The organism is Aliarcobacter sp. (assembly GCF_041672065.1).
Lineage (GTDB): Bacteria > Campylobacterota > Campylobacteria > Campylobacterales > Arcobacteraceae > Aliarcobacter > Aliarcobacter skirrowii.
The window spans coordinates 1-23,070 of record NZ_JBAZAH010000024.1 but is presented as its reverse complement, the minus strand read 5'-3'; the positions used below and the strand labels follow the sequence as shown (position 1 = coordinate 23,070).

Annotated in this window: 21 protein-coding genes and 1 pseudogene; 12 read left to right on the top strand and 10 right to left on the bottom strand. The window is 27.9% G+C overall.

The genetic code is table 11. The features are described 5' to 3' along the window. Window positions 1-352: 352 nt before the first annotated feature. Both WC168_RS05340 and queF read right to left on the bottom strand, forming a co-directional pair. Window positions 353-925, bottom strand: a complete 573-nt coding sequence (locus WC168_RS05340) for a helix-turn-helix domain-containing protein (RefSeq protein WP_319055345.1) — start codon at window positions 923-925, stop codon at window positions 353-355. A gap of 12 nt (window positions 926-937) precedes the next feature. Next, window positions 938-1,315, bottom strand: a complete 378-nt coding sequence (queF, locus tag WC168_RS05335) for a preQ(1) synthase (protein WP_372617966.1) — start codon at window positions 1,313-1,315, stop codon at window positions 938-940. Window positions 1,316-1,430: 115 nt separating this feature from the next. Between queF and WC168_RS05330 the strand changes: the two genes are divergently transcribed. Next, window positions 1,431-2,399: an NAD(P)-binding domain-containing protein gene (locus WC168_RS05330; protein WP_372617964.1), complete on the top strand. Its 969-nt coding sequence runs from the start codon at window positions 1,431-1,433 to the stop codon at window positions 2,397-2,399. Window position 2,400: 1 nt separating this feature from the next. On the opposite strand, the gene gyrB is transcribed toward WC168_RS05330, so the two are convergent. From gyrB to dnaA, 3 genes are all read right to left on the bottom strand, one after another. After that, window positions 2,401-4,722, bottom strand: a complete 2,322-nt coding sequence (gyrB, locus tag WC168_RS05325) for a DNA topoisomerase (ATP-hydrolyzing) subunit B (protein WP_066160593.1) — start codon at window positions 4,720-4,722, stop codon at window positions 2,401-2,403. A gap of 18 nt (window positions 4,723-4,740) precedes the next feature. Further along, window positions 4,741-5,811: a DNA polymerase III subunit beta gene (dnaN, locus tag WC168_RS05320; RefSeq protein WP_372617962.1), complete on the bottom strand. Its 1,071-nt coding sequence runs from the start codon at window positions 5,809-5,811 to the stop codon at window positions 4,741-4,743. A gap of 150 nt (window positions 5,812-5,961) precedes the next feature. After that, a complete protein-coding gene (gene dnaA / locus WC168_RS05315) occupies window positions 5,962-7,272 on the bottom strand; it encodes a chromosomal replication initiator protein DnaA (protein ID WP_066352169.1) in 1,311 nt (436 codons plus the stop codon). A gap of 197 nt (window positions 7,273-7,469) precedes the next feature. On the opposite strand from dnaA, the gene ruvC reads away from it, so the two are divergent. Then, entirely contained in the window at window positions 7,470-7,940 is a 471-nt protein-coding gene (ruvC, locus tag WC168_RS05310; protein WP_066160586.1) for a crossover junction endodeoxyribonuclease RuvC, read from the top strand. A 6-nt stretch (window positions 7,941-7,946) separates the two neighbouring features. Further along, window positions 7,947-8,531, top strand: coding sequence for a phosphoribosylglycinamide formyltransferase (locus WC168_RS05305; RefSeq protein ID WP_372617959.1), 585 nt, complete (start codon window positions 7,947-7,949; stop codon window positions 8,529-8,531). A gap of 14 nt (window positions 8,532-8,545) precedes the next feature. On the opposite strand, the gene WC168_RS05300 is transcribed toward WC168_RS05305, so the two are convergent. The 5 genes and pseudogenes from WC168_RS05300 to yedE form a co-directional block, all read right to left on the bottom strand. Further along, window positions 8,546-9,007 carry a hypothetical protein gene (locus WC168_RS05300; RefSeq protein ID WP_372617957.1) on the bottom strand — a complete coding sequence of 154 codons (462 nt, stop codon included), beginning with the start codon at window positions 9,005-9,007 and terminating at the stop codon, window positions 8,546-8,548. Window positions 9,008-9,061: 54 nt separating this feature from the next. Next, window positions 9,062-9,679, bottom strand: coding sequence for a trimeric intracellular cation channel family protein (locus WC168_RS05295; RefSeq protein WP_372617955.1), 618 nt, complete (start codon window positions 9,677-9,679; stop codon window positions 9,062-9,064). Then, window positions 9,676-10,497, bottom strand: coding sequence for an FAD-dependent thymidylate synthase (locus tag WC168_RS05290; RefSeq protein WP_372617953.1), 822 nt, complete (start codon window positions 10,495-10,497; stop codon window positions 9,676-9,678). The genes WC168_RS05295 and WC168_RS05290 overlap by 4 nt, the downstream gene beginning before the upstream one ends. A gap of 78 nt (window positions 10,498-10,575) precedes the next feature. Next, window positions 10,576-10,815: a sulfurtransferase-like selenium metabolism protein YedF gene (gene yedF / locus WC168_RS05285; RefSeq protein ID WP_066352205.1), complete on the bottom strand. Its 240-nt coding sequence runs from the start codon at window positions 10,813-10,815 to the stop codon at window positions 10,576-10,578. Window positions 10,816-10,825: 10 nt separating this feature from the next. After that, window positions 10,826-12,019 (bottom strand): annotated as a pseudogene (gene yedE, locus WC168_RS05280) (selenium metabolism membrane protein YedE/FdhT). Window positions 12,020-12,269: 250 nt separating this feature from the next. Here yedE and typA point away from each other — a divergent pair. The 9 genes from typA to WC168_RS05235 form a co-directional block, all read left to right on the top strand. Then, window positions 12,270-14,084: a translational GTPase TypA gene (gene typA, locus WC168_RS05275; RefSeq protein WP_372617950.1), complete on the top strand. Its 1,815-nt coding sequence runs from the start codon at window positions 12,270-12,272 to the stop codon at window positions 14,082-14,084. Window positions 14,085-14,282: 198 nt separating this feature from the next. Beyond that, entirely contained in the window at window positions 14,283-14,741 is a 459-nt protein-coding gene (locus tag WC168_RS05270) for an Rrf2 family transcriptional regulator (protein ID WP_066160568.1), read from the top strand. 155 nt (window positions 14,742-14,896) lie between these two features. Beyond that, window positions 14,897-15,310 carry an Hsp20/alpha crystallin family protein gene (locus tag WC168_RS05265; RefSeq protein ID WP_066160565.1) on the top strand — a complete coding sequence of 138 codons (414 nt, stop codon included), beginning with the start codon at window positions 14,897-14,899 and terminating at the stop codon, window positions 15,308-15,310. A 282-nt stretch (window positions 15,311-15,592) separates the two neighbouring features. After that, window positions 15,593-16,681 (top strand): sulfate ABC transporter substrate-binding protein, encoded by a 1,089-nt coding sequence (locus tag WC168_RS05260; protein ID WP_372617948.1) that lies wholly within the window; start codon window positions 15,593-15,595, stop codon window positions 16,679-16,681. A 61-nt stretch (window positions 16,682-16,742) separates the two neighbouring features. After that, window positions 16,743-17,870, top strand: a complete 1,128-nt coding sequence (gene moeB / locus WC168_RS05255) for a molybdopterin-synthase adenylyltransferase MoeB (protein ID WP_372617946.1) — start codon at window positions 16,743-16,745, stop codon at window positions 17,868-17,870. 8 nt (window positions 17,871-17,878) lie between these two features. Then, entirely contained in the window at window positions 17,879-19,090 is a 1,212-nt protein-coding gene (locus WC168_RS05250) for an EAL domain-containing protein (protein WP_372617944.1), read from the top strand. A 154-nt stretch (window positions 19,091-19,244) separates the two neighbouring features. Then, a complete protein-coding gene (locus WC168_RS05245; RefSeq protein ID WP_372617942.1) occupies window positions 19,245-21,506 on the top strand; it encodes a methyl-accepting chemotaxis protein in 2,262 nt (753 codons plus the stop codon). Window positions 21,507-21,671: 165 nt separating this feature from the next. Further along, window positions 21,672-22,526 carry a sulfate ABC transporter permease subunit CysT gene (gene cysT / locus WC168_RS05240; protein ID WP_372617940.1) on the top strand — a complete coding sequence of 285 codons (855 nt, stop codon included), beginning with the start codon at window positions 21,672-21,674 and terminating at the stop codon, window positions 22,524-22,526. Continuing rightward, window positions 22,523-23,070: sulfate ABC transporter permease (locus WC168_RS05235; RefSeq protein WP_372617938.1), on the top strand; the 548-nt coding region annotated here is incomplete at its 3' end. The genes cysT and WC168_RS05235, both read left to right, overlap by 4 nt.

Here is a 23,070-nt window from a genome sequence, read left to right as displayed (position 1 = left end):
GAGCCTAAAACATTTCCAAAAGTTGCAATTAATAAAAGAGCATAGATATTAAAACCCTCTTTAATATTGTAAATAAGCAAAGCTTCACTTCCAAGTGGAAGCAAAGTTGCAGATGCAAAAGCTGAAATAAAAAGTATTAAATATGTCATTTTTCTCTTTTATTATATATTAAAGTTACATTAGATAAAATCTCAATCTTTAAAAGTAGCATTGAGAACACATAAGTGTTTTGAATGCTCCTTTTTAGACCCTTTCAAGCACTTCTAAAGACAACGCCCCAGGATGGGAACATAGCAAGGCACCTTTTTTAGTGTTGTGTTTGGGTATCTGGAAAGGAGTACTTTGTACATCTTTATATTAAATCTTTAAAATCATCTTTATAAATCAAAATTTTCTTTGTAGATTTGTTGTAAATAAATCTTTTATCACCATTTTTTATAGAATTTATTATTATATCTTTTATCTGTTCATCACTTTTTGATGATTTTTTTAATATTACAAAAAACTCTTTTAATGTTATAAATTCACTATGATTTTGTTTTTGTTCATTTTGATTATACTCAATTTGATTTTTATAAACTGTTCTCATCTCATTAAAAGCACTTTGAAGAAGTTTTATCTCACTATTAAAAACATCAATTGCCATTTTATGACTATTTTCTAATCTTTTTATCTCTTTTTGATGCATTTTTTTTAAATATTTTAGTGATTTTTTGAGTATTAAAATCTGTTCATCTTTTAATTTTAAAAGTAGATTATCGTCCAATTTTTCAGAATATTTTTGATCTATATCATCAATATAAACTAAAATTTTTCCATCTTTTTTTGTATGTTCAAGTTGATTTTTTTTAATTCTATAGTGAACACCTTGAATAGAGATACCCAAAATCTTTGAAGCTTCTGCAGTGCTAACTAATCTTTTCAAGGTGTTTTTCTCTTATAGTTTTGAGCTATCTATTTCAATAACTGTGTGCACATTTCCTCTTGGTTTAAAATCTGCAACTACTTTAAGCCATTTTGGTTCTAGTTTTGAAAAAAGTGTATCAAAAATCTCATTTGCAGAGTTTTCATGAGAGATATATCTATTCATAAATGAGTTTATATAAATTTTAAGTGCTTTAAGCTCAATAACTCTTTTATTTGGTGTATATTTAATCTTAATAGTTGCAAAATCAGGGTAACCACTTCTTGGACATTTTGCCATAAATTCTGGTAACTCAATATCAATTATATAGTTTTTATCATGTTGATTTGGCCAAAAGTTTTCAGGATTATTTATATCAAACTCTAAAATCTCTTTTTCACCATATTTTATTTCCATTAGTAACCTTTTTTATTAAATTTTTAAAAAATATTCTATCCAAATATCTCTTATAAAGCTAATTTCTAAAAATAAGGATAGAATTTAAATATATTTTAAAAGGCTAAATATGAGTTCAAAAATATTTGATACAGTTATTGTTGGAGCTGGTGTTTCAGGAATTAGTTGTGCTGTTGAATTAAAGATAAAAAATATAGATAATATTGCTGTTGTTGAAAAAAGTGATAACTTTTTTAATACTATTAGAACTTTTTACAAAGATGGAAAAAGAGTTGATAAAAATTGGAGAAACCAAATAATTGAGCTTTTGGGGAGTATAGATTTTGATGGTGGTTTAAAAGAGGAGATTTTGGATTATTTTCAAAATCTATTAAAAAAACATAATATAAATCCTTTATATAACAGTGAAGTAGAGAAGATTATTAAAAACTCAGATGATATTTTTGAAGTTCATTTAAAATCAAATATTTTAAAAGCAAAAAATGTTGTAGTTGCTATTGGAAAAATGGGAAAACCAAATAAACCTAACTATAAAATAGCTTCAGAGATTCAAAAAAATGTAAATTTTAATCTTGATAGCTGTTCAAAAAATGAGAAAATATTAGTTGTTGGTGGTGGAAATAGTGCTGCTGAGTATGCATATTCTCTAGCTTTGGATGATAATATTGTAACTTTAGCATATAGAAAAGAGAGTTTTACAAGATTAAACTCTATAAATGAAAATATGTTAAAAGAGTTTGAAGCTAATAAAAAATTAACTATAAAATTAAATTGTGATATAAACTCTTTAGAAGATGATAATGGACTTGTAAAAGTAAACTTCTCAAATGCTAAGAGTGAAAATTTCAATAGAGTAATTTATGCAATAGGTGGAACAGCTCCTACTGATTTTCTAAAAATTTGTGGTGTAAAGTTTAGTGATAATTTAAAACCAGTTTTTGATGAAAATTTTGAGTGTTGTTGTAAAAACTTATATTTAGCTGGAGATATAACTTCAATAAATGAAGGATCAATTTGTAGTAGTTTAAATCATGGATTTTTAATTGCACAAAATATAGCTAAAGGTTTAAACCTTTAGCTTAAACATCAAGATGTTCTACATCTTTTGCGTGAGATTCTATATAGTTTCTTCTAGGTTCAACTTCATCACCCATAAATAGAGTAAATGTATCACTAGCAGCTTCAGCATCCTCTATTTTAACTCTTAAAAGTCTTCTATTTTCAGGAGTCATAGTTGTCTCCCAAAGTTGTTCAGGATTCATCTCTCCAAGACCTTTATATCTTTGAATATATGCACCTTTTTTGGCAAGATTTTCTATATCTTCAAGTAGATTTACTAAATCTTTACCTTCGAATAGTGTTAAATCTCTCTCTTTTAATTTATTAAAAATAAAAGTAGCTTGACTAAAATATGGCGATGCAAAAAGTTCATCATCAATAATTAACTCTTCAAGTCCCTCTTTTGTTTGAACAAAAAGTTGAATTTTTTCATCTGTAACAGTTTTTGATAAGATATTATGACCTTTTGCTTCAATAAACTCTTTAACTTTTTCATATAAAGAGCTAAAATCTAAATTTACTAAATCGCTATTTTCAATTAGATGTTTTAATACCTCTAAAAGTGAGTATCTTTTTCCTAACTGCTCAAGCATAGCTCTATATCTTGATACTTGTTTAAATAGATCTAAAAGATCATTATATCCCATTCCTTCAAATTCAAAACTCTCTAATCCATTTTCAATTAAATAAGAAGATAGTGCATTATTATCTTTTAAATAAATCTCATTTTTACCTTTTTTATATCTATAAAGTGGTGGTTGAGCAATATATAAATAACCTTTTTCAACAACTGGTCTTAAAAATCTAAAGAAGAATGTTAAAAGAAGTGTTTGAATATGGCTACCATCAACATCGGCATCTGTCATAATTATAATTTTGTGATATCTAATTTTTTCATCATCAAAATCATCACCAATTCCACAACCAAGTGCAGTTATAATATTTCTAATCTCATCAGATTTTAAAATTTTATCAAGTCTAGATTTTTCAACATTTAAAATTTTTCCTTTTAAAGGTAAAATTGCTTGATAAACTCTATCTCTTCCTTGTTTAGCACTTCCTCCAGCACTATCACCCTCAACTAAATACAACTCTTTAATTGTTGGATCTTTACTTTGACAATCTGCAAGTTTTCCAGGAAGTGTTCCTACACTCATAGAGTCTTTTTTTCTAGTTAAATCTCTAGCTTTTTTAGCAGCTTCTCTTCCACGTGCAGCCATTAAAGATTTTTCCATAATAGCTTTTGCATGAGTAGGATTCTCTTCAAAATATTTATCTAAACTATCACTTGTAAGTTTTTGTGCAATAGGTCTTACATAAGAGCTTCCTAATTTTCCTTTAGTTTGACCTTCAAATTGAGGTTCAGGAACTTTAACTGAAACAACAGCAATTAAACCCTCTCTTACATCATCACCTGTAATTTTTACATCTTTTTCTCTAGCAGCTGCATTTTCACTTAAATATTTAGAGATACTTCTTGTAAGTCCTGCTTTAAAACCAGCTTCATGAGTTCCACCATCTATTGTTCTAATATTATTTACAAAAGATAGAGTTTTTTCAATATAAGTATCGTTATACATTAAAGCAATATCAACTTCAACTCCATCAACTCTATCATTAAAATGAACAACTTCAGAAACAGCTGTATCTTTATTTAAATCTTCAACAAACTGTTTTATACCACCTTCAAAATGGTAAACCTCTTTTTTATTTATATTCTCATCTTCTAAAGTAATTGTAATAAATGGATTTAAATATGCAACCTCTCTAAATCTTTTAGCTAAAATTGCAAACTCATATTGAGTAACTTCAAATATAGTATCATCTACCAAAAACTCTATTGTTGTTCCAGTTTTTCTTGGACTATCTCCAATTACATCTAATGCAGCTTTTGGAATACCTTCACTAAACTCTTGAAAGTGAATTTTTCCCTCTCTATAAACTGTCATTTTTAAATGTTTTGATAAAGCATTTACAACTGAAACCCCAACTCCGTGAAGTCCACCTGAAACTTTATATGTATCTTTATCAAATTTTCCACCAGCATGAAGAACTGTTAAAGCGATTGTTGCAGCACTAACACCTTCTGTTGGGTGAATTGCAGTTGGAATTCCTCTTCCATCATCTTCTATTCTTGCATAACCATCTTTTGTTAAAGTAACTTTTATATTTTTACAATGTCCAGCCATTGCCTCATCAATTGAGTTATCAACTACTTCATAAATTAAATGATGAAGACCATTTATATTTGTATCACCAATATACATCCCTGGTCTTTTTCTAACAGCTTCAAGACCTTTTAAAACTTTAATATTACTAGCACCGTACTCTTGTTGTGACATTTTTATAAATCCTTACTTTTATTTTTCTAATACAATTGGCATTACAATTGTTATAAACTTACCATCTTCTAAATAAAATGGTAGATTTGATTCATTAAATCCTATTTTTATCTTTTCACTATTTGACATACTAAAAAAATCTAAAATATATTTAGCATTTACTGCAACATAAAAATCTTTTTCAACATTTAAATCAAGATCAATTTGTGTATTTGCTACACTATCTTCATCAAGTGATTCAAATAAAATAGCATTTTGAGTAAAAGATATTTTTACATTTGAAGATAATGAAGTTACAAGTTTTATTGATTCTACCACACTATTTTTAGGAATATAAAGATTATATTTTAAATTATTTGGAATAATTCTTTCATAATCTGGATATTTTCCATTTATAAGTTTTGTAAAGAAGATACTATTTTCATTTGAAATTACTAAATTTGTATTATCGTAAGATATTTTTGCATCATCTAAAAACAGTTTTTGAATTTCAAATATAGCTTTTTTTGGAATGATTAATTGAGCTTCACTATTTGATATATTTTCTAAATGAGTTAAAGCAAGTCTTCTAGTATCAGTTGCACAGAAGTTTATTTTTTGACTTTTAATATCAATTAATGCACCATTTAACTCAAATTTTGGATTATTTGTATCTATTGCTGGAGAAATTTTTTTAATAGAGTTAATAAAATTTAACATAGATATTGATAACTCTTTTAGATTTTCATATCTGTTTATTGTTGGAAATTCATTTGCATCATAAGTAGGAAGTTTAAAAACTGATTTATTTTGTTTAATTACAAGATTATTAAAAGTAGTCTCTAAAGTTATATCTTCATTTTTTAATCTTTTAATAAAACTTAATAAATTAACTCCATTTACAGTTGTTTTTCCATCTTCAAAGTTTGATATATTTTCTACAAAAGTTTCAAATCCAATTTCATAATCTGTTGCTTTTGCAATTAATCTATTATTTGAAATTTCAAGATAGATATGTGAAGTAATTGCACTTGAATCTTTTTTCTCTAAAAAAGGTTGCATTGAGCTAACAACATTTTCTAAAACTTGTTTGTTTATTACCAACTTCATTTGTTCTCCTATTTTTCTATTTTTTTAGTATTAGTAGTAGTCTATGTGAAAAGATGAAAATATAGTTCAAAGAGCCAATAAATAACACTTTGAGATAGTGAATAAAACTAAAAACATATTCACATCTTTTCACACATTAAGCTACTTCTTCTACTCCTTATTTATTAATTTATTCTTTAAATTTTGAATTACAAGTTTAAAATTTTCATCACTTTGCATAAGCTCTTGAGTCTTTTTCATATTATGAGAAATTGAGCTATGATCTTTCATATCTAAGAACTTTGCAATATCTGGCATTGAGTTGTGAGTTAACTCTCGTGCTAGATAAATTACAACTCTTCTTGCATTTGCAACAGTTGCTGTTCTTTTTTTAGATTTAATATCACTTGGTTTAATATTTAACTCACTTGCAACTACATTTATAATATCTGGAAGTTTAATATTCTCTTTATTCTCTCTAATTTGATCTTTTAATAGATTTTGAACCATAGCAAGATTTATCTCTAAATTAAGTAGCGAAGCATTTGCATTTATTCTAATTAAAACACCCTCTATCTCTCTAATTGAGCTATCAAGAGTTGTTGCTATAAATGAGATTATATCTCTGCTTAAATTTATTCCATTTAACTCTGATTTTTTTTCAATAATTGCAATTTTAGTCTCTAATTTTGGAATTTGAATATCTGTTGTAAGTCCCCATTCAAATCTTGATTTAAGTCTTTCAGCAAGTCCAGCAATTTGAGAAGGGAGTTTATCACTTGTCATGACTATCTGTTTTTTTGCATTATGAAGCTCATTAAATGTATGAAAGAACTCCTCTTGAGTAAGCTCTTTTTCACTTAAAAATTGAACATCATCTATCAAAAGTAAATCACAATTTCTATATTTTGCACGAAAGTGTTCCATATTTTTATTTTTTAGTGAAAATGTAAAGTCATTCATAAATTGTTCAATTGTTACATAAATTACAGTTTTATCATCTTCTAAAGCTTTATTTCCAATAGCTTGAAGAATATGAGTTTTTCCAAGTCCAGTTCCACCATATATAAAAAGTGGGTTATATTGAATTCCTGGTTTATTTGAAACAGCAAGTGCAGCATTGTATGCCATTTGATTTGAAGGCCCTACAACAAAAGAGTCAAAAGTATAAGATGGATTTAAAATTGTACTTTCAGGAGTTTGATTTTTAATTTCTAGTTCATTTTGTTTTTTTAGTTTTTTTTCACCAGTAACTCTAATATCAATATCTGGTTTGAAATTGCTATATTTTTCAAAAAACTCTTTTAATATATTTTCATATTTATTTTTTATCCAAGATGCAATATATCTATTAGCTACTTCAAAAATAGCGATATTTTCATCTTTTGATAGTTTTTTTAAGTTAAGTTGTCTAAAATATCTCTCAAAGTCAATAGATTCTGTCTCTCTTTGGATATTTAAAATAAACTCTTTTTGTGTCATTTACGCCTAATTTATTGATTTAATTAAACACTTATTATATCTTATTTTTTTATAAATAAGCTTTATTATCGATTATAATATAGAATTTATAGAATATTTTGTGAATAAAGATGTGAATAGTTTTTTAAATCTTTCAATTTTTTACGATATAATCACTTTTTTTTAATGTGAATAGATTATTGTGAAAAGAGTGAATATTGAAAATTTTAGGAATAGATCCAGGTACTAAAAATTGTGGATATGCAGTTATTGAAAAAATTGGAAGAGATTTAAAATTAATAGAAGCAGGACTTATTAAAATAAAAACTACAGTTTTGCAAGAGCAAATTGTAGAGATGACAGAAGGGATTGATTTGATATTTAAAAATCATAAAATTGATGAAGTATCTATTGAAGATATGTTTTATGCTTTTAATCCAAAAACTGTTATTAAACTTGCTCAATTTAGAGGAGCAATTAGTCTAAAAATACTTCAAAATTTTGGAAATTTTTCTGAATATACTCCGCTTCAAGTAAAACAAGCAGTTACGGGAAATGGAAAAGCTACAAAAGAGCAAGTATCTTTTATGGTTAAGCGACTTTTAGGAATAAAAAAAGAGATAAAACCTCTTGATATAACAGATGCAATTGCAATTGCATTAACACACTCTCAAAGAATAAAAGGATAGAAATTTATGAAAAAAATAGGAATTTTGGCATCTTATAATGGAAGTGGTTTTGAGACAATTCAAAAAGCGATTGAAGATAAAATTTTAGATGCAAAAGTTGTTGTAATAATTACAAATAATAGTAGTGCAGGAGTTTTAGAAAAGGCAAAAAAGTATGAAATTGATAGTTTTATTATAAATTCAAAACTTTTTCCAGATGAGAATTTGGATTTAAAAATAACTAATATTTTAAAAGAGTATGAGTGTGATTATATATTTTTATCAGGTTTCATGAAAAAAATTGAAGATAATATGCTTAAAACATTTGAAAACAAAATTATAAACACACATCCAGCAATTTTACCATCAATTTACGGAGGAGCTGGAATGTATGGACATTTTGTTCATGAAGCTGTTGTAAAAAATGGTGAGAAAAAATCAGGTGTTACAATTCATTATGTAAATGAGAATTATGATGAGGGTGAAAAAATTTTAATAAAAGAGCTTTTATTAGATGAAAATGAAACGGCGCAAACTTTGGAAAATAGAATAAAAGAGCTAGAAAAAATTGCTATTGTAGAAGCATTTAAGAGGGTTTTAGAGGAGAGATAAAACTCCTCTAATATTTATTTTATAATATTTGCTAACTCTTCTTTTGTAGAGATTTTATCTATTTTTACAACTTTTCCATTTTCTAAACTATAAACAATAATTTTCCCATCCTCTTTTACAAAGTTTTCTTTATTTGAATCATCTAATAATAGAATTGAAAATGGGTATTTTTTCATTTTTGGTAAAGCTATAAATTTAGAGATTAAACTTGGCATTCCTGAAATATCAGCAACATAAACAGCACCATTTTTTTCTAAAACATTCTCTTTTTCACTTAGAGGTAAAAGATAATCTCTTAACATATCACTTGTACCTTTATCACTTGCAAAAAGAATAGTTTTTACACTTTCATTTAAAGTGTGAACTTTATCAAATTGATCTTTGATTTTTATATCAACAATTGAGCTATCAATATTTAGTGAAGCTGCATTTAATCCTAAAGCTAAAAGTGTAGCTAGAACTATTTTTTTAAACATATTTTTTCCTTTAAAAATTTTTCGAGATTCTAGCTGTAAAAAGTAAATAGAAAATTAATTTTCTTTTGATAAAGTTGGTAAATGCCACTTTTTATAGTATGCAAGAACTCTTAAAGCAACTCCAAATATGAAGACAATAATAAGTGAAAATAGGTTTCTAAGTTCAAAAATTTCTAAAATATAAACAACACTTCCAATAATGAGTGCAACTGTTGCATAAAACTCAGATACTAAAATAAAAGGCATTCTATTTATTAAAACATCTCTAATAGTTCCACCACCAACTGCTGTTATAAATGCAAGCATTACAGCACTTAAGAAGTTAAAACCACTTTCAATTGCAATTATTGCACCTGTTATTGCAAATGATGAAAGCCCTATCGCATCAGAGATTACAAATGCCCATTTCCCTTCTAAATTTGTAATTTTATGAAGTTTAAAAAGCATTGCTATTAAAACTGTTGAAATTACTAAACTAAGAGGAAGGTTTGAAGTAAAAACATAAGGAGTTCTATCTGCTAAAACATCTCTTGTCATTCCACCACCAAAGGCAGTTAAAAATGCAGATATAAAAACCCCTAAAATATCAAGTTTACAGTGAACTGCTATTAAAAAACCACTTAAAGCAAAAGAGATAATACCTATAATATCAGCAATCTCTAAAGCGCTCATTTTATAAGCTCTTGCATAGCAATAGCAGTTTGTCTAATCTCCCATTGAGCAGTCTCATCAAGTCTTAACTTAAAGTAGTTATCAAGCTGTTTTGGCATAAATGCACCCCAAATTTGAGTATAAGCCATTTGAGGAATTACCCGTCTTGCTTCTTGAGGTTTAACTCCAGCATCTAATAGTTCAAAATATAACTCTTCACTCTGTTTTACAAGAGCTTTAACTTTTGGATTATGTTTTAGTTTTTCACTAATATAAAACTCAAAAGGAACTCTTTTACCACTTACATATCTTCTACTTAATTCTTGCCAAGAAATTCTATGTCTTACCATTTGACTTCTTGTAGGTAAATCAACTTTATATAAAAATACTTTGAAGTAATCTTTTATAATTTTGCACTCTTCTTGAGTATTAAAAATAGTTCTAATATCAAAACTAAACTCCTCTTGCAGGTTTTCATAATCGTAAACAAGTGCTCTATAGTTTGTAAGAAGATATTTATCATCAAGTTGTTCCCCAAATTTTTTAGAGTTTGAATACTCCAATTTTAGAATCTCTTGGTGTTTTGGATTTTCATAATCAAGTAGCACTGGAACAAACTCAAAACTAGAACTTGGTAATCCCATACTCTCTGCCATAAGTCTATTGTACAGACTCTCATTTCCAAGTGCTTTTGGATTTTGGTAACAAATACTTGCAACTTGAGTTATAGCTTGAATTCTATTTTTTTCATTTAAATTAGCAGTGCTAAAATCCCAATTCTCTACAAAAGCGATATCATCATCAAAAATATTCTCTTTTTTGTTTATTAAATTTATCATCTCATCCCTTTTGTAAAAAATTGAAGGCAATTATACTAAAAAATATCTTATGCTTTAAAAAGTAGCAAAATGCTACTTTTATTTTTGAAGAATATATCTAATAGTTGGTCCATCGCTATCTATTAATAAAACTTTATATCCATGATTTTTTGCATCAACTGGAATATTATTTATACTTTGTGGACAATCACTAATTATCTCTAAAATTTCGCCATCATTTAACTCTTTCATGGCTTCAAGAGTATTTATCGCTGGATATGGACAAGGTTCACCTTGCATATCTATTCTATAATCTGGAACTATCTCTTTGTTTTCCATAAGTTTTTCCTTATCTATTTCTTGATTTTCTTAAATATTTTTTTTCTAAAATTAAAATTACTATAAAAAACAGGAATAGTAATCCATAGTTTGCTACAAGTCCACCATATTGTCCAAAACTTTCAAGTAGATTTATTTTTGGCCAAGAAGTTGCTAAAGGTTCAGATATATCATCCCAAACAAATGCAAGTAAAGTTGCACCAATAATATTTCCAACTCCAACAATCCAAAAATGAACTTGTCCTTCAACAGCTCTGTACATCCAACCACACTCACAACCACCTGCAATTACAATTCCAAATCCAAATAGTAATCCACCAATAACAACATTTGGTCCTGTCCAGAAAATCTTTGGAGCAGCTCCCATATTTAAATATGTAAATACACCCAAAGTTGCAACAGCCATACCAATAATAATTGCAATTGCCAACTCACTTCTTCCAGTTGTAAAAATATCTCTAAATGCAGATGTAAAACATATTTGTGCTTTTGCAATAATAAGACCAAAAGCAGCACCAAAAAGCATTGCCATTCCAAGTTTAGAGCTATTTGCAACAAAAATTAAATATAAAGCCCAAAGCATAATTGCAATAAATGCAAATGTTCCAAGAGTAAAGAATTTTTTAACTTTCTCTTCATTGTGTTCAAGTGGTTTTGCACAAGATACTTTTTGCATCTTTATTTTTGATTGAAAAAAAGGGCTAAGAGCAACTTTTACACCAAAATATACACCAACCATCATAAATGCTGTAAATACCCAAGCGTGAAATGAAAATTGTGGAATTCCTGTAAAAAAACTAGCTAAATTACAACCCATTCCAAGTCTTGCTCCAAATCCAGCAATTATTCCACCAATTAGTGCTTGATAAATTCTAATATTGTTTAGAGGTAATCTAAACTTTACATTGTTTCCCTAAAAAGCAGCTGCTATACATCCAGCAAACATACCAATAATCATAACACCATCAACTCTTGTAAAGATATTTCCTTCAATACTCATAAGCTTATAATATCCCCAAGTTGAAACATCAACTCCAAATAGTTGTAAAAAGTGACCACCCCATCTAGTAAATTCACCTGTAACAGCCCAGTAAGTTCCTGTTATTCCAAAATAGTAAGCACTCAATACTCCAAGTGCAATAACTGCTGGAATTGGTGACCAAAATCTTGAAAGGGTTTTTCTAAAATTTAGTAAAAACTCCATAAAAGTCCTTTGACAATAAAAAATATATTTGATTGACATTCTTGAGTAAGTAAAAAAAGAGTTTCAAGTTGTCTGTTTGCACCGCAAACCTATAATTTGCGAATATTAACAAAATAAAATTAATTTAATATAAAAAAGTAAAAAATATTTTACTATTATTTATCTTTTATTTAACCATATTTTAAGCTATAATAAGCTTTTAAGTTTTTTTTGGATAAAATCCGCACGAAATTTTATATAAAGAAGAAAAATGAGAGACATTAGAAATATAGCAGTTATTGCTCACGTTGACCACGGAAAAACAACAACAGTTGATGAGTTGTTAAAACAAAGTGGTACATTTTCAGCGCACCAAAGCGTAGATGAAAGAGTTATGGATAGTAATGCAATTGAAAAGGAAAGAGGTATTACAATTCTTTCAAAAAACACAGCAATTGATTATGAGGGTGTAAGAATTAACATTATAGATACTCCAGGACACGCCGATTTTGGTGGAGAAGTTGAGAGGGTTTTAAAAATGGTTGATTCTGTTTTACTTCTTGTTGATGCACAAGAGGGTGTTATGCCACAAACAAAGTTTGTTGTTAAAAAAGCATTATCTTTAGGACACAGACCAATAGTTGTTGTAAATAAAATTGATAAACCAGCAGCTGAACCTGATAGAGTTGTTGATGAGGTTTTTGACCTATTTGCACAAATGGATGCGACAGAGGAGCAATTAGATTTCCCCGTAATTTATGCAGCTGCTAGAAGTGGATTTGCAAGATATAATCCAACAGATGACAATATGGACTTTAAACCACTATATGAAACTATTTTAAAAGAGGTTCCAAAACCAAAAGGAAGCGATGAAAATGGTCTTCAACTTCAAGTATTTACTCTTGATTATGATAATTTTATTGGAAAAATAGGAATCGCTAGAATTTTTAATGGAACTATCTCTCAAGGTGAAACTGTACTTTTAATTAAAGCTGATGGTGAAAAAATCAAAGGAAGAGTAACTAAACTTATTGGATTTAAAGGTTTAGATAGAATAGATATCAAAACAGCAGGTGCTGGTGATATTGTTGCTGTTGCTGGATTTGAAACTATTGATGTTGGAGATTCGCTTTGTGATCCAACAAATCCAATGCCACTTGATCCTATGCATATTGAGCAACCAACTTTAAGCGTAACATTCTCTGTAAATGACTCTCCTCTTGCTGGAACTGAAGGTAAATATGTAACTTCAAATAAAATAGATGAGAGATTAAAAGCTGAGATGAATACTAATATTGCTATGAGTTATGAGCAAATTGGTGAGGGTAAATTTAAGGTAAACGGAAGAGGTGAACTTCAAATTACTATTTTGGCTGAAAATATGAGAAGAGAAGGTTTTGAGTTCTGTATTGGAAGACCAGAAGTTATTATAAAAGAAGAGAATGGTATCAAAATGGAGCCATTTGAACATTTAGTAATTGATACTCCAGATGAATTTAGTGGAGCAATTATTGAAAAACTTGGGAAAAGAAAAGCTGTAATGACAAATATGGTTCCAATGGGAGTCGGATTTACAAGATTAGAGTTTGAAATTCCAGCACGTGGATTAATTGGTATTAGAACAGAGTTTTTAACAGAAACTAGAGGAGAGGGTGTTATGAATCACTCATTCTTAGAGTTTAGACCACACAGTGGATCGGTTGAGAGCAGAAAATATGGAGCGCTTGTATCTATGGAAAATGGAGAGGCACTTGCATACTCAATCTTTAACTTACAAGATAGAGGTGTTATGTTTATAAAACCTCAAGATAAAGTTTATATTGGTATGGTTGTTGGACAACATGCTAAAGATAATGATTTAGATGTTAATCCTATTAAAGGGAAGCAACAATCAAATGTAAGATCAAGTGGTGCTGATGAAGCTATTAGATTAGTTCCACCAAAAACTATGTCTTTAGAAAACGCTTTAGAGTGGATTGAAGAGGACGAAGCTGTTGAAGTTACTCCTATTTCTATTAGAATTAGAAAAAGAGAGCTTGATCCAACAGTTAGAAAACGAACAGCAAAAAAAGAAAAGAACTCATAAAAAGCTAATCTGTGAGCACGAGATTTGAAACTTTAGTTTCAATATCGAGAAAACGAACAGCAAAAAAAGAAAAGAATTCATAATAAAATAAATTTAATTTATTTAAATAGAGGGGAGAGAGGATTTACCTCTTTCCCTTTTTTTATATTGACACAAAAATAAAAATCAAATATAATTTATCTATTAGGTAGGTGATAAATGAAAGTATCAAAAAAAACAGATTATGCGCTAAGAGCGCTTTTTGCGATAGCAGAGGCAGATAATTTAATCTCAATTAGAGAGTTATCAGAATATACAGATGTTCCAAGAAGATTTTTAGAAAATATTATGCTTGAGATGAATAAAGCTGGATGGGTAAAGAGTATTCCAGGGCGTTATGGTGGATATGTTTTAGCTAAAAACTCAAGTGAAATAACACTTGGTGAAATTATTCGTCATTTTGAAGGGATGATCTCTATGATCTCTTGCGTTTCTGTATCAAATTATGAACCTTGTAGTCAAGAAGGAAAATGTTATTTTAGAAGAGTATTTTTAAATATAAGAAATCTCACAGCACAAATTTTGGATAGAACAACAATTTCTTCATGCCTTGGTCAAACTCCTGTTACAAAAGATGATATTTTAAAGGAAGAGTTTGTCGGAGGATTGGGAATATAGCAAACTAACCATAAAAGTGCTAATGTTAAATTTAAAAGAAAATACTCTTTAAAAATTATTTAGCACTCACTATTGACAAGTGCTAAAAAATTTGCTAAAATTTTATCAGTTTGATACGAAATATATCAAGCTTATAAAAAATAAAGGAGATTAAGATGTTTTTAACAAAATTTGACCCATTTAAACAATTAAGAGATTTAGAGAAAGATTTTTATACCGTATCAAAAAATGAAGGAGTAAACGCCTTTGTTCCTGTTGTAAATACAAGAGAGGGTGAGTTTGCATATCATGTAGATGTTGATCTGCCTGGAGTTAAAAAAGAGGATATAAAAGTTGATATAAACAAAAATATTCTTACAATTAGTGGTGAAAGAAAAACTAAAGATGAGATAAAAAAAGAAGATTATTACAAAGTTGAGACATATTTTGGAAAATTCTCAAGAAGTTTTACACTGCCAGAAAATGCTGATGTTGAAAATATTGAAGCAAAAAGCGATAATGGTGTTTTAGAGGTTGTGATTCCAAAATTAAAAGATGATATTACTAAAAAATCTATTGAAATAAAATAAATATATGCTAAAAGCTTTAGCTTTTAGCATTCTTAGTTCCCTAAAAATAGGCTTTCTCAAAAATATTTTAAAAAAAATAAAAAATATCTTGACATTTTTTTATTTTGAATATATAATTTCACCAATTTAGTAGGTGATAGATAAAACCTACAATCTAATTCAAGGAATAAAAAATGATGTGCGACATGTATAAAAAGTATATAAAGATTAAGTAAAGGTGGGATTTTTTTAAATCTTTAAATTTCACACATTTAGTGTGTTTTATTTTTATAAGGGAATAAAATGATAAAAATAACAAAAAATATTAAAAGTATAGTTTTAGCAGCAATATTAGTTTCAACAACAGGTTTTGCAAAAGAGTTCGAATATGATAAAGATGCTGAAAAAGCAAAAAAAAGAGTTGAGATATTAAATGTGTCTTATGATCCAACAAGAGAGTTTTATGAAGAGTACAATAAAGAGTTTGCTACTTATTGGAAAAATAAAACAGGTCAAGAGGTAGTTGTTAAACAATCTCATGGAGGTTCTGGTAAACAAGCAAGAGCTGTAATTGACGGATTAAAAGCAGATGTTGTTACATTAGCTCTTGCTTATGATATAGATGCAATTAGCCAAAAAGCATATTTAATACCAAATGATTGGCAAAAAAAGTTAGAAAATAACTCATCTCCATACACTTCAACTATTGTTTTTTTAGTTAGAAAAGGAAATCCAAAAGGTATAAAAGATTGGGATGATTTAGTAAAAGATGGTGTTGATGTAATTACTCCAAATCCTAAAACTTCAGGAGGAGCAAGATGGAACTATCTTGCAGCTTATGCTTATGGACTTAAAAAAGAGTTAGGAAATTTAGAATATATAGATTTTGAATCACAAAAATATAAAGATGCTGAGAAAGGCGCAAAAGATTTTGTAAAAAGATTATTCAAAAATGTACCCGTTTTAGATTCAGGAGCAAGAGGTTCAACAAATACATTTGTTCAAAGAAAAATAGGAGATGTATTATTAGCTTGGGAAAATGAGGCATTTTTAGCAATAAACGAACTTGGACGAGATGAGTTTGAGATAGTTGTACCAACAATATCAATATTAGCCCAACCACCTGTTACAGTTATAGATTCAAATGCAAAAAGAAGATTAAACTATACAGTTTCAACAGAGTATTTACAATATTTATATTCACAAAAAGCTCAGGAGTTGGCTGCTAAAAATTATTATAGACCAAGTAAGCCAGAGTTAGTAAGTGAAGAGTATCTAAAAATATTTCCAAAATTAGAGCTTATTAAAATAGATGATGTTTTTCAAAGTTGGTCAAATGCACAAAAACTTCATTTTGATGATGGCGGAACATTTGATTTAATATATAGATAATAAAAGATAATCTAATATCTCTTGTGATATTCTTACAACTGAATTTTAAGAAGGATTTAGTGTGACAAAAGAGCAAAAACTATCAGAACAAGAGATAAGTAGATATAGCAGACATTTAATCCTTCCACAAGTTGGACTTGAAGGTCAATTAAAACTTAAAAATTCAAAGGTTTTAGCAGTTGGAACTGGAGCTTTAGGAAGTCCAATTTTACTATATTTAGCAGCAGCTGGTGTAGGAACAATTGGGCTTATTGATTTTGATGTAGTTGAAGAGTCTAATTTGCATAGACAAATTATTCACACAACAAATGATATAAAAAAGAGTAAAGTACAATCTGCTAAAGAGAAATTAGAGGCATTAAATCCAAACTCAAAAATAGTTACTTTTAATGAGAGACTAACTAGCAGTAATGCTTTAAATATTATAAAAGATTTTGATATTGTAATAGATGGAACAGATAATTTTCCAACAAGATATCTAATCAACGATGCTTGTGTAATGTTAAAAAAACCTTTTGTTTATGGTTCTATTTTTAGATTTGAAGGGCAGGTTAGTGTTTTTAATTATGATGGTGGAGCTTGTTATAGATGTCTATTTCCAAATCCACCAAAAGCTGGTCTTGTTCCTAGTTGTTCAGAAGCTGGAGTTTTAGGAGTTTTACCTGGAATTATTGGAACAATTCAAACAAATGAGCTTATAAAAATAATTCTAAAAATTGGCGAACCTTTAAAAAATAGACTTTTAAGTTTTGACTCTTTAAAGATGCAGTTTCGTGATATGAAATTTAATAAAAATGAAAATTGTCCAATTTGTAGTAAAAATGCAACAATTAAAGAGTTAATTGATTATGAAGAGTTTTGTGGATTAAAAGAGAAAACAGATATAAAAGTAGATGAGATAACTCTTGAAGAGTTTAAAAGTTTATTAGCAAAAAAAGATAGTATTCAAATAGTTGATGTGAGACCTAAAATTGATTTTGATTTAAATAACATAAAAGATTCTATAAATATACCTTTTGAAAGCTTAGAAGATGATATTAATCAAATAGACTCTTTAAAAAAAGTTATAGTAGTTTGTAAAATAGGAATGTTGAGTAAAGAGGCTATTTTAAAGCTTAAAAATCTTGGTTTTAATGCAGAACTTTATAGTTTGAAAGGTGGAGTTACATCTTGGTTAAATGATTTATAGGATTAAATATGCAAAGTACAAATAGTAATTTATTGCCAAATAGAAAAGAGTTTTTGAGTCATCTTGAAAAAAATATTTTTGATAAACTAGTTATTTTTGATATAAGTGGTTTTGGAAATATAAATCATTTTTATGGTTATGATTTTGGAGAAAAAATATTAAAAATTATATCTTTAAGACTTCAAGATAGATTTGAAAATAGTCAAATTTACTATTTGGGTGCAGATATTTTTGTTGTTGCAGCAAATAGTGATATTTTAAAAGAGAAATTTATTCAAACAATAAAAGCAACAATTTGGTACTTTGGATACTCTGCAATTGAAATTGATGGAAATAAAGTATATATTCCATTAAGAGCTGGAGTTGCTATAAATTATTCAAAGCTTTTGTTTTGTGCTGAATTTGCACTAAAACAAACAAGAGTTTTAAAGCAAAATATAGTGATTTACGATAATGAAGAAGATGATGTATTAAACTTAAGTCAAGACTCTATAAAAGATGATTTATATTGGAAAAGTGAAATTATTGAAGCAATAAAAAGAGATAAATTTGAGATTTTTGCACAATCAATAAGTAATCAATTTGAGAAAAAATATGAGATATTAGTTCGAATGAAAGACTCAAAAGGAGAGATAATTTCTCCTTATTTTTTTATAGATAGATCTAAAAAAATAAATCTTTATACAGAGATTACTAAAAAAGTTATTCAAAAATCTTTTGAATTTTTTCAAAATAAAAATGTTGGATTTAGTATAAATTTATCAATTATTGATATTTTAGAAAAAGATATTGTTGATTTTATTATTCAAAAAATTTGTGAATTTGATATTGGTGATTTTTTGACTATTGAAATTACCGAGAGTGAAGGAATTGATAATATTGAAGAGGTTGTATCTTTTATAAAAATTGTAAAAAGTCTTGGTGTAAAAATTGCAATTGATGATTTTGGAACAGGTTACTCAAATTTCTCATATTTGGTTAAATTTCAAGCTGATTATGTAAAACTTGATGGTTCTATTATAAAAGATATTAACAGATCTCTTAGTGCAAGAGCTGTTGTAGAATCAATTGTATTTTTTGCAAAAAAGGTTGGTATGAAAACTGTTGCGGAGTTTGTATCTTCAAAAGATATTTACGATACTTGCAAAGAGTTGGAAATTGATTATTTTCAAGGATATCTGTTTGATGCTCCGAAAAATATTAAAGAGTTAAAATTATAATAAACTTAATAATTTATTTTATATAAATAATTATGTAAAATAGTAACAAATTATAATATTTATAGATATTTATTATAAAAAATATTTATATCTATCTTCCAATTAATTTTTTTTTGTTACTATAGTCCTTCAAATTATAATTTAGTGGGGTATTATGAATTCAGTAATAAAGAAAGTCTCATTTTTTCAAGCTTTAGCTGTAACAATAATTTTAGTATTTGCTGTGATAACTATTAGTATTGTTGTAAAAAACTTTATAACAAAAGATGTTAAAACTACATTTCAAGATAGAGTTTTAGATATAAAAGCTACTTTTGAAGTTCTGAATGAATCAATAAAAGAGTCTGCACTTTCAGTTTCAAATGTTCTTTCTTCTCAATTAAACAATGTTGAAATTGACTATTCAAATAAAATAGATGTAAATGGTATTAAAACATCACCTTTAACTTCAAATGGAGTTATTTTAAATAATAACAACTCTATTATAGATAAGTTTACTCAAACAACAGGAGCTGTTGCTACAATATTTGTAAAGCAAGATGATGGTTTTTTTAGGATTGCAACATCTTTGTATAAAGAAGATGGTTCAAGAGCAATTGGAACATTTTTAGCAAAAGATAGCCAAGCTTTTTCAAAAATATCAAATAAAGAGAGATATTTAGGAATTGCTGAGCTTTTTGGAAAAAAATATATGACAGTTTATGAGCCAGTTATTAAAGATAATGAGGTAATTGGAATTTTATTTGTAGCATATAATTTTGACAAGTTATATAAAATTTTAGAATCTAAACTAGAGAGAATTAAGTTTGGAGATAAAGGTTATTTATATGCAATTGACTCTAAAACAGAAACTTTAACAATTCATCCAACTTTAAAAAATAAAAAGTTAAATGAACTTGATAAAAATGTAGAAGAGGCTTTAAGAGAGATGTTGGTTAAGAAGCAAGGTGTAATAGCTTATGAATTTAATGATGGTAAAGAGGTAATAGATAAATTATCTGCTTTTATAACTTTTGAAGAGTGGAATATGGTTATTGTAACTAGCTCTGATATTGATGATCTACTTGCATTGAATTACACATTAAGACAATACTCGATATTTGGTGGAATAGCACTATTATTTACTTTACTTGCAATAAGTTATATTATTATCAAAAAAACAGTAAATGAACCACTTTTAATAATAAATAAAGATTTAGATGAATTTTTCGCTTATTTAAATAGGGAAAAAGAAAGTATTGATTTTGTACATGTAAATACAAAAGATGAGTTTGGAAGAATGTCAAAAATTTTAAGTGATAATATTGAAAAAACTAGGTTAGGAATTGAAGAAGATAGAAGATTGATAAGTGAAACAATTTCTGTTTTAGGTGAGTTTGAACATGGAGATTTATGTCAAAGAATAAATATAGAAGTATCAAATCCAGCACTATTACAACTAAAAAATGTTTTAAATCAAATGGCAAATAATTTAGAGAATAATATTGAAAATGTACTTGATATTTTGGAACAATATTCAAAATATAACTATTTGAGTAAAATTCCAACAAAAGATTTAAAAGAACATTTATTAAAACTTGCAAATGGTGTTAATACTTTGGGTGAGTCTATTACAACTATGTTAATCGAGAATAAGAAAAATGGATTAACTCTTGGTGAGAGTTCAAATGTTTTACTTGAAAATGTAAATAAATTGAATAGTTCTTCAAATAGTGCAGCAGCTTCTTTAGAAGAGACAGCAGCTGCTATTGAAGAGATTACATCAACTGTTAGAAGTAATAGTGAAAATATTACAAAAATGGCACTATTATCAAATGATGTTACAAAATCAGTAGTTGTTGGTGAGAAATATGCAAATCAAACAACAGTTGCAATGGATGAGATAAATACTCAAGTAAATTTAGTAAATGAAGCTATAAGTGTAATTGATAATATTGCATTTCAAACAAATATTCTTTCACTAAATGCTGCTGTTGAAGCTGCAACTGCAGGTGAGGCTGGAAAAGGGTTTGCAGTTGTAGCTCAAGAGGTGAGAAATCTAGCAAGTAGAAGTGCTGAAGCGGCACGTGAGATTAAAGATATTGTTGAACTTGCTACAAAAAAAGCAAATGAAGGTAAAGAGATTGCAAATAGTATGATTGAAGGATATAAAGAGTTAAATTCAAATATTTCTCACACTATGAATTTGATTACAGATATTCAAAACTCTTCAAAAGAACAACTATTGGGAATTGAACAAATTAATGATGTTGTAAATAATCTTGATAGACAAACTCAACAAAATGCACAAATTGCATCACAAACAAATGAGATTGCAAAGCTAACAGATAGTATTGCAAAAGTAATTGTAGATGATACAAATAGTAAAGAGTTTTATGGAAAAGATAGTGTAAAAAGTAGAGATATAGGGATTTAATTAAAAAAAAGTAAAAAGGATAAACAAGCTTTTTCCTTTTTCTTGACAAATAAAAAAGAAATAGTTATAATTCACCAATTTTATAGATGATTAATTTAATCATCTATTTTTTTGTCCAATTTTAACATTCACTAATCTAGTGTATGTTATATAAAAAGGGTTTATATGAGATTAAATTTTGGAATATTAAAAAGACCAAATTCACCAATTCCTGGTTTTGGTTTGACTATGGGATATACGGTATTTTATTTAAGTATTATTGTAATAATCCCACTAATTGCACTTTTTACTGAAGCTTTTAGTATGGGATTTGATGCTTTTATAAATGCCTCAACAGATGCAAGAGTAGTTGCTAGTTATAAACTAACTTTTGTTACTTCACTAATAGCTGCACTTATTAATACATTTTTTGGAGTAATTGTTGCTTGGTGTTTGGTTCGATATGAGTTTTTTGGAAAAAGAGTCTTTGATGCAATTGTTGATTTACCTTTTGCTCTTCCAACAGCTGTTTCAGGTATTGCACTTACAACACTATATTCAAGTTCTGGTTGGTTTGGGCAATACTTAGAACCACTTGGAATTAAAATAGTATTTACACCAATTGGAATTACAATTGCTTTAATATTTATTGGGCTTCCTTTTGTTGTAAGAACAGTTCAACCAGCTCTTGAGGAGATTCAAATTGAGCAAGAAGAAGCAAGTGCAAGTTTGGGAGCAAGTAGATGGCAAACTTTTTATAAAGTGATACTTCCTACAATTTTTCCAGCTGTATTAACTGGATTTGCTCTATCTTTTGCAAGAGCTTTAGGTGAGTATGGTTCAGTTGTTTTTATAGCTGGAAATATGCCGTTTAAAACAGAGATTAGTACACTTTTGATTATTACAAAGCTTGAACAGTACGATTTTGCAGGAGCAACAGCAATTGCAGTTGTTATGCTTTTAATCTCTTTTGTAATGTTACTTTTAATTAATATTTTACAAAGATGGAGTTCAAGAAGAAAAGGAATGGAGGCAATATGAAAACTATAAGTAATTCACAAAGTTCACAAACAGAGTCAAGATTAGTGAAATATTCATTAATTTTTATAGCAGTAGCTTTTTTGCTTATTATGCTTGTAGTTCCTTTGATTACAATATTTGCAGAAGCATTTAGAAAAGGTTATGAAGCATATTTTTTAAGTTTTAATGATGAGTATGTATTAAGTGCAATCAAACTTACATTTATCACAGCAGCCATTGCAGTACCACTAAATGTTATTTTTGGGATATGTGCATCTTGGGCAATAGCAAAATACTCTTTTTTTGGTAAAAGTTTTTTAATAACTTTAATTGATTTACCTTTTGCTGTAAGTCCTGTTATTTCTGGATTTGTATATATTTTACTTTTTGGAGCACAAGGTTGGTTTGGACACTATTTAATAGAAAACGATATTCAAATAATTTTTGCAGTTCCTGGAATTGTACTTGCAACTATATTTGTAACATTTCCATTTGTGGCACGTGAGCTAATTCCTTTAATGCAAGAGATGGGAAATGATGAAGAACAAGCTGCACTTCTTTTGGG

Excerpts from the sequence above, each read along its gene's own strand:
- WC168_RS05330 (WP_372617964.1), top strand. The coding sequence starts at position 1,431 with ATGAGTTCAAAAATATTTGATACAGTTATTGTTGGAGCTGGTGTTTCA.
- gyrB (WP_066160593.1), bottom strand. The coding sequence starts at position 4,722 with ATGTCACAACAAGAGTACGGTGCTAGTAATATTAAAGTTTTAAAAGGT.
- dnaN (WP_372617962.1), bottom strand. The coding sequence starts at position 5,811 with ATGAAGTTGGTAATAAACAAACAAGTTTTAGAAAATGTTGTTAGCTCA.
- dnaA (WP_066352169.1), bottom strand. The coding sequence starts at position 7,272 with ATGACACAAAAAGAGTTTATTTTAAATATCCAAAGAGAGACAGAATCT.
- WC168_RS05305 (WP_372617959.1), top strand. The coding sequence starts at position 7,947 with ATGAAAAAAATAGGAATTTTGGCATCTTATAATGGAAGTGGTTTTGAG.
- WC168_RS05300 (WP_372617957.1), bottom strand. The coding sequence starts at position 9,007 with ATGTTTAAAAAAATAGTTCTAGCTACACTTTTAGCTTTAGGATTAAAT.
- WC168_RS05295 (WP_372617955.1), bottom strand. The coding sequence starts at position 9,679 with ATGAGCGCTTTAGAGATTGCTGATATTATAGGTATTATCTCTTTTGCT.
- WC168_RS05290 (WP_372617953.1), bottom strand. The coding sequence starts at position 10,497 with ATGATAAATTTAATAAACAAAAAAGAGAATATTTTTGATGATGATATC.
- yedF (WP_066352205.1), bottom strand. The coding sequence starts at position 10,815 with ATGGAAAACAAAGAGATAGTTCCAGATTATAGAATAGATATGCAAGGT.
- typA (WP_372617950.1), top strand. The coding sequence starts at position 12,270 with ATGAGAGACATTAGAAATATAGCAGTTATTGCTCACGTTGACCACGGA.
- WC168_RS05270 (WP_066160568.1), top strand. The coding sequence starts at position 14,283 with ATGAAAGTATCAAAAAAAACAGATTATGCGCTAAGAGCGCTTTTTGCG.
- WC168_RS05265 (WP_066160565.1), top strand. The coding sequence starts at position 14,897 with ATGTTTTTAACAAAATTTGACCCATTTAAACAATTAAGAGATTTAGAG.
- WC168_RS05260 (WP_372617948.1), top strand. The coding sequence starts at position 15,593 with ATGATAAAAATAACAAAAAATATTAAAAGTATAGTTTTAGCAGCAATA.
- WC168_RS05250 (WP_372617944.1), top strand. The coding sequence starts at position 17,879 with ATGCAAAGTACAAATAGTAATTTATTGCCAAATAGAAAAGAGTTTTTG.
- WC168_RS05245 (WP_372617942.1), top strand. The coding sequence starts at position 19,245 with ATGAATTCAGTAATAAAGAAAGTCTCATTTTTTCAAGCTTTAGCTGTA.
- cysT (WP_372617940.1), top strand. The coding sequence starts at position 21,672 with ATGAGATTAAATTTTGGAATATTAAAAAGACCAAATTCACCAATTCCT.